Source organism: Ruegeria sp. L11 (assembly GCF_056531755.1).
Map to the genome: position 1 here is coordinate 1 of NZ_JBQFMI010000033.1, position 6,330 is coordinate 6,330.

Genomic DNA, 6,330 nt, shown 5'->3' on the forward strand with positions numbered 1-6,330 from the left:
TCTCATCTCCACTCTCTGATGGTTACGATGAGCCTGAAATCCTCCGCTACGCAATCAACCTAGTCTGTTCCATGGGTGCTGATGGCGGACAGCGACTGGGCTATACATAGCCCTCAAAGCGTATTGTTTGCGGGACTTCAGTTGCACCGTTTTCCTGAGCGAGTAGGGCGCGTGCTGACGAAAAGGTAGCAAGCGCAAAAAGTACAAGAAGGGCCTTTATCATCGTAGCGCCTCGGATCCGGGTTTTGAACTTGGGCCGGGGTTCACAAATGATCGCCCCGGCCAGCGTCAGGGCAAACGAGGTAGTTCTTGCCCTGAAACATCGTACTTTCGCCTAATTTAGAAGATCACCGACGATGCCGACGGCATCGACCACGGTAGACAGGTCATTCGTAACTTCGAGGACTTCGTCATCGACCAGAATGTAGCGGTTTCCTTTGCCCGGCTCCCCAAGCTTCCATTTGGAAAGGTCCCCAATATCCTCGAACTCCAGGTCAGATGGGAGCTTGGCACCGCGCGTGTAGCGCTTGATCTGTCCAGGTGGTACAGCTTTTGGGCCTTTGCCGGGTTTGTCTTCTATCTGAATGCTGACATCACCGTTCTTGCCCCCCTTGTTCGGCTTTTTACCCTTGTTGTCTTTGGCATGGGCATCGCTGCCTCCAAGGATGAAAAACACAACTGCTAAGGCTGCAAGAATTCCGTATGCAATCTTCATAGATTGTTCCTTTGCTTCCCAACTTCATTCGACCGGCGTTGAAAATTCCGGCACGCGCTTGATCTCTCTTAGTTGCCCTTTGGCACACCCCTTAGTGACTGCCTTCACCCCGCATTAGAAAACGATCCGGGTTCTTAGACCGAACAGGGTAATCCGGTCCTGATCGGGATTTAGAAGCGGGTCGGAAATGAATTGTACCGATGGCGTGATCTGCAGTCCGGGTGAGATTGAAAAGCGGTAGAAAGCTTCAAGCGTGAACTGATCGCCATCTATGCCTCTTGCTTCGGCCCAGTTTAGGCCCAGACCGGCCAAATCGGTGTTGCGACCATAGTAACCGAGACCGGCAGATATCGACCGTTCATAAAGCGCTGCGGTCCCCTTTGAGGCCCCAGCCCGAAAGAACGGCATCCACTTATTGTCAACAAACCATGCGGCAGAGAACGCAGCGCCGTAATCTTCCGCTCGACTGCCATCGTCAGCCGCATCCGCATGCCAGAGGGTCAAATGGATATTGTCGAAGTAGATGCGATCATAACCGGAAGTGTAACCAAGTTCGAGTGATTTGAAGAGATTGCCGTCGCTAAACACATCAAAGTTTGGATCAGACGGGTCGGCGTTTGCGTCTGAGACGCTGGCAACGGCGTAAAGGTTCTCGCTCAGCTTTACCCCACCGGCAACACCAAGGCCTTGGTTGGGCGCGTTGATTGTCGGGTTGGTGTTGAAAGACAGGTTCTGGAAACCACTGTAGGGGCTTACCAACCCATAGATATCCACAAAGTCTGTTACATCAATCTGGCCGACTTGCAGCGTCCAAGAACCGTTCTCGGCCCTTTGGGTCCAGAACAGATTGGTCAGCAGCAGACCATTATCGTTGAAGGCTGTCCCTGTGATCGAAAGGGCTCCGCCATCCAGCCCGAGAAACTGTGGGGCAACGTCCGTGTAACTGTGCCGGTCTTCGATCTTGAATGTTACAGAGCCCCGTTCAGTCGCCTGCCAATTCCCGTAGAATCGTGCAATTCCGCTGGCCGCTTCGCCGGTTCCCAAATCAGCATTCGTGGTTTGGCCCAGTGCCAAGTAGTCAATATTGAACTGAAACCCACCCTCAGCCAGTCGGTCTTTCCACTGAAACCAACCCGGCGCGATGTTGCGTGGAAAATTGGAACGGTATTGTGGGTCGGTCAAGCCATCTCCGGGCTCTAGATCAGCTTCGACCGAAGATGGACCGGATAGTCCCTGAGCCGACGCGGCGCCAGCGAAGGCAATGCTCGATGCGGCAACCAGAAGTCTTATCATTTTGACGCCTGTGCCCCACCGGTCTTGCGATTTCCCGCCGCGCGGATGCGATCAGCAGCACGCTGCTTCCATTCCAACCTGTCTGCCTCGGTTTCCAGAGTTTCGACACGTTCTGTCTCTAGCTGGAAAGTCGCATTCATAGGCATGAGACCATCCACAACCATCATATTCTGAACAGAAGGATCGATAGTCAGCATGCCCGTCAGCCGAACGGGTTCATGGAAATAGCGGGGCGCCCAGTCCCCGTTCAACCGCACACGGATCATCTGGTTGGGCGGAGGTGGAGGCATATGACTGCACATCCCTCGTTCGGGCACCAAATACGCGACAGGCCTCCCGTCCGGATCATTCGGAGCAGGAATGGCAAAGCCCGTCAGTGTGATTGTTTGACCGTCGAATTCCGGATTTCCGTTCGTGCCAGCCTTTCTTCGCCGTTCCGTCACGACCTCTCGCTGATCGAGTAGCCAGTCGACATCAATTCCATCAGCTGCCAAAGCATCCTCAGTCTCGGTCAGAAGCATTTGCCACTTTTGCCGCTCGTCTTCACTACCACCATCCTGCTGCAACCTGCCGCGTATACGCACAACGAAAAGAACATCGTCGAACTGTTCGGGGCTGAGATCACGATAGGGGTCATCAAAGACCTGCGCAGACGGATCTGGCAGGTCTGCCCAGTCCAACGCGGTTCCAGGCGTCGCCGCAACATCATAACCGCACAAAACCAACCCTGCGAATACTGCGGAGCAAAACCAATTTCGCATGAATGCTCTCCGGCTGCTTTATCTGGTCAATCCAGTGTGTTTTTGTAGATCACACCGTCCTTCATGATCAGGCGGATTGTTTCTGGGCTTTCAGGCCTCGGGTCGGCCCCAAACCATTGATCACCCGTACCAACCACCGAGAAATCTTCGAGCGGATTGCCGTCGATCAGCAGGATATCCGCATAGGCGCCTTCCTCGATCACACCGAGCTTGCCAGATGTGTAAGGGTTCGAGAAATCGCCTGACAATGCTACGACCTCACCGCCGATTGACGTAAGTGTCACCATCGACTGGTACGGTCCGAAGAACTCGTTATTGAGATGTTTTTCATAAGCAATCTGGATGTTGCATGCTTCCACTGATCCCACGCAATCGGTCTGAAAGCCGCGTTTTACCGGGCATTCCTTCATATTCGGAATGTAGTTCGCGAAAGTCGCGGACGCCGATATCGCTTTCGCGAGGCTCTTGGGCTCGTTCTTGACCGATGGGATATCCAACAAACCCGGATCAAAAGCCGTGAGGTTAGTCGTTATGTAAGCCCCTTTCTCGTTCATAATCTCGGCAATCTCGCAATCGAAGGAGAAGCCGTGTTCAATGGACATTACACCGGCCTCAAGGGCGTTCATGATTGCTTCCTTGCGGTAAGAATGCGCCATGACATAGGTGCCGTATTCGTTGGCAACCTGAACGGCAGCTTCGATTTCTTCCTTGGAGCCGGCGAGCAACTGCCATGGGTCAAACGCCGAGATCACCCCACCCGACTGCATGAATTTCAGCTGTGTCGCCCCCATGCGCATGTTATTACGACCATACAGGTAGACATCATCGACACCGCTGACTTGTTGCGCCATGTTCAGATTACCGAAGTTGGTCTGTCCGCCCGGCGGCGAGGTGAAGGATGCGAAGTCAGCGTGGCCGCCGCGTGTCCCGAGGAACGCGCCTGACGCATAGTGACGTGGACCGACGATCTGTCCGGCGTCGATGGCCCTCCGCAGACCGCCGTTGGCGCCGCCAGCATCTCTTACAGTCGTAAATCCTTGCATCAGGTACATCTCGGCCATCCTGGTTCCATGGATGCCAAAATCCTCCCAGGTCGAGTTCGTTTCCATGGAAGCGATAGACGGTCCCATGAGCATGAGGTGTGCGTGAAGCTCGATGAAGCCCGGTGTGAGTGTCCTACCGCCGCCATCGATCACCTCCGCATTGGGGGCATCGATCGCATCAGTTGAGACGACCTTGATAAGGTTGCCCTCAACCAGTACACTGGCATTCTCAATGCGTTGCTCATTCACACCGTCGAAGATATGCACGTTGGTAAACAGCGTTTGTGGTTCTTCTTGATCCTGAGCCTGCGCGGTCGTCGAAAAAGAAAAAACTGCCGCGACAATTGCCGTCGAGCAAAGAGACATTCGTAAGCCGGACATAAGTACCCCCTTCATATTCATGTTTTGCCAACTATAGTCTGGAATTCACCGACGCGGTTGCCCCTTTTTAATTAGGATGTACGAATATGATGATTAAAATGGCCACTTCTTAAAACTAATCCAAACAAGGGTTATGAGCTTGCCTTTCAACTCCGCCTCCCGAGAGCATAGCGAGGGCTTTGTTCGCCTCTCTTTAGCCGCTCCCTTTCTGCAATATCTCACCGAACGTAAGATCAATCCGCAACCAGCATTGGATCAGGTCGGCTTGAAAGCTGAACTGATGACTAACCCATCCGTGTTCGTTCACTCCGAGTTGGTTTACGGCTTGGTAAATGCTTTCTCAGAAGTATCAGGGGATCGATACCTAGGACTGAATGTAGGGGAAGCGTTTGACCTACAAGGATGGCCGCCCTTCGCTCAAGCCTTGCAATCTACAAAAACGCTGTTCGAGTTTTTTACCCGCTTTGTTGAGCTCGTGCCGCAGGAGTCCAATTCTGTGCGGCACAGCCTTGTCATTGAAGCAGACAAAGCGACTTATCGTATCGAGAGGCAACAGGAACCAACCGTCCCACCCATTCAGGTGACCGGTTTTGGTGCCGCAATCTATGTACGCCTATTGCAGACCGTCGTCGGAGAGTCCTGGGACTCTTCCCGTGTGCGATGGGAAAGCAGATACATCAATGGGCTGCCTATCGACTACAAAGGGATCGAGGTTGGCCTTGGGACTGATCCCGGAATGCAAATTAGTTTTCCTGTGGAATGGTTGTTTTTGCACCACGTCTCTGAGGGTTCTGCCAAGCCCATAGCATCACTTCGACAAGATGAAGAAGTAACCGTGGTGGCAGCTTTGCGATCTGTCTTACGCGACAAACTGGATGAAACCGATTTGGGACCAGAGATGGTGGCTGGAATGCTGGGAATACAACCGGAACGGTTTCTGAAAGCGCTTCAAAAACAAGGCACAACGCTACCGCGCGAAATCAAACGGCTGCGTATCGATGTCGCCAAGGAGCACCTCAAAGAAGACCAGATGACAATTGCGGAGATTGGTCTGATGCTAGGCTATTCTGACAAGTCCCATTTCACTCGCTTTTTCCGAAGTCAAACCGGAATGACACCGACCAAGTTCCGAAGCAAGTAAATGTGGTCGAGCCAAATGAACGCTTCGAAGATTAGGTCCTCGTGGGATCAGTTCGGAGAAGTTGTAGTGCCACGTTGAACAGGTTAGTCGACGACATGAATGGTTGGTTGCCACCGCCGATACAACCTCTGCAACTGGCCGTTTCGTTGTGTATTTCGGAGTTAGCAAAGCTTGGTTGCGAAGGTCCGCTTCGGGGCTGACTGCGGTCCTTTGGATTAAAAATGCGGAAGGCCGCAAAGTCCCGCGTCTTGTTTGCCGGTTCCAGCCGCGGCGAAAGTGCGTTTCGGAATCCGCTCAAATTTGTGCCGCTCAATGACCGCTCTCACGGCGCCTGCTGCTTCACAGAGAAAATCCCTCCGCGCCCGCGAGTGCTTTCTGCGTCAGCAAAAGCAGCATCGGCAAAAGGCGGGTTTGTCCGCGTCTCGCTCATTGCCTGACGAAATTTCGCTGCGCCCGGCGCGAATGGCCGCTCTTTACGCCGCACTGCTGTGTTCAAGATGATGCCAGCGCGGCAAAATCAGTGCTGCGAGCGCGCGCAGCGAGGAAACAAGACTTCTGCTGTGGGCTCACTGCCAACTTTCTCTGCGACGTGCCCGAACTGGTGCGTAGAGCCCTTACCGGCCATTGCTCCAGACTCACGTTACTGCAGGCGCGGCATGATTGGCCCGGCCCATACCGGTCACTGGGGAAAAGGTAGTGATCCTGCGACAGCTTTCCGGATTTCGGACATTCATCGTGTCGTGCCAACGCATTAGTCCTCAGGCTACAGCACTAGCTAAAGACAGGCTGGAAGTTTTTGGTCGAGCTAGCTGGTGAAGCCGGAGAAGGCCACGTCCATAAAGACTATTGCATGCATTTCGAAAGAATAGGTCCTATCTCATGAGAGACCTTCCGATTGGAGATCCTGAGCTACCCCCTGAATTTCGGACACTGACGTAAGCTACGATTTGTTGTTTGCTGATCTTCGACGAAGAGGAGATCAGAGATGTCGAAACG

General features: G+C 53.3%; 5 protein-coding genes. 1 reads left to right on the top strand and 4 read right to left on the bottom strand.

What is annotated here, in order from left to right:
- Window positions 1–334: 334 nt before the first annotated feature.
- The 4 genes from ACR0CE_RS20270 to ACR0CE_RS20285 all read right to left on the bottom strand — a co-directional run bounded on the left by ACR0CE_RS20270 (window position 335) and on the right by ACR0CE_RS20285 (window position 4,193).
- Window positions 335–715: a hypothetical protein gene (locus ACR0CE_RS20270; RefSeq protein ID WP_170337130.1), complete on the bottom strand. Its 381-nt coding sequence runs from the start codon at window positions 713–715 to the stop codon at window positions 335–337.
- A 114-nt stretch (window positions 716–829) separates the two neighbouring features.
- On the bottom strand, window positions 830–2,008 hold the full coding sequence (locus ACR0CE_RS20275) for a carbohydrate porin (protein ID WP_480833588.1): 1,179 nt from the start codon (window positions 2,006–2,008) through the stop codon (window positions 830–832).
- Window positions 2,005–2,769 carry a DUF3299 domain-containing protein gene (locus ACR0CE_RS20280; RefSeq protein ID WP_480833589.1) on the bottom strand — a complete coding sequence of 255 codons (765 nt, stop codon included), beginning with the start codon at window positions 2,767–2,769 and terminating at the stop codon, window positions 2,005–2,007. The genes ACR0CE_RS20275 and ACR0CE_RS20280 overlap by 4 nt, the downstream gene beginning before the upstream one ends.
- Before the next feature lie 26 nt (window positions 2,770–2,795).
- Window positions 2,796–4,193: an amidohydrolase family protein gene (locus ACR0CE_RS20285; protein ID WP_480539668.1), complete on the bottom strand. Its 1,398-nt coding sequence runs from the start codon at window positions 4,191–4,193 to the stop codon at window positions 2,796–2,798.
- Window positions 4,194–4,326: 133 nt separating this feature from the next.
- Here ACR0CE_RS20285 and ACR0CE_RS20290 point away from each other — a divergent pair, with 133 nt between their 5' ends.
- Window positions 4,327–5,334 carry a helix-turn-helix transcriptional regulator gene (locus ACR0CE_RS20290; RefSeq protein ID WP_480833590.1) on the top strand — a complete coding sequence of 336 codons (1,008 nt, stop codon included), beginning with the start codon at window positions 4,327–4,329 and terminating at the stop codon, window positions 5,332–5,334.
- The last annotated feature ends 996 nt before the right edge of the window (window positions 5,335–6,330 follow it).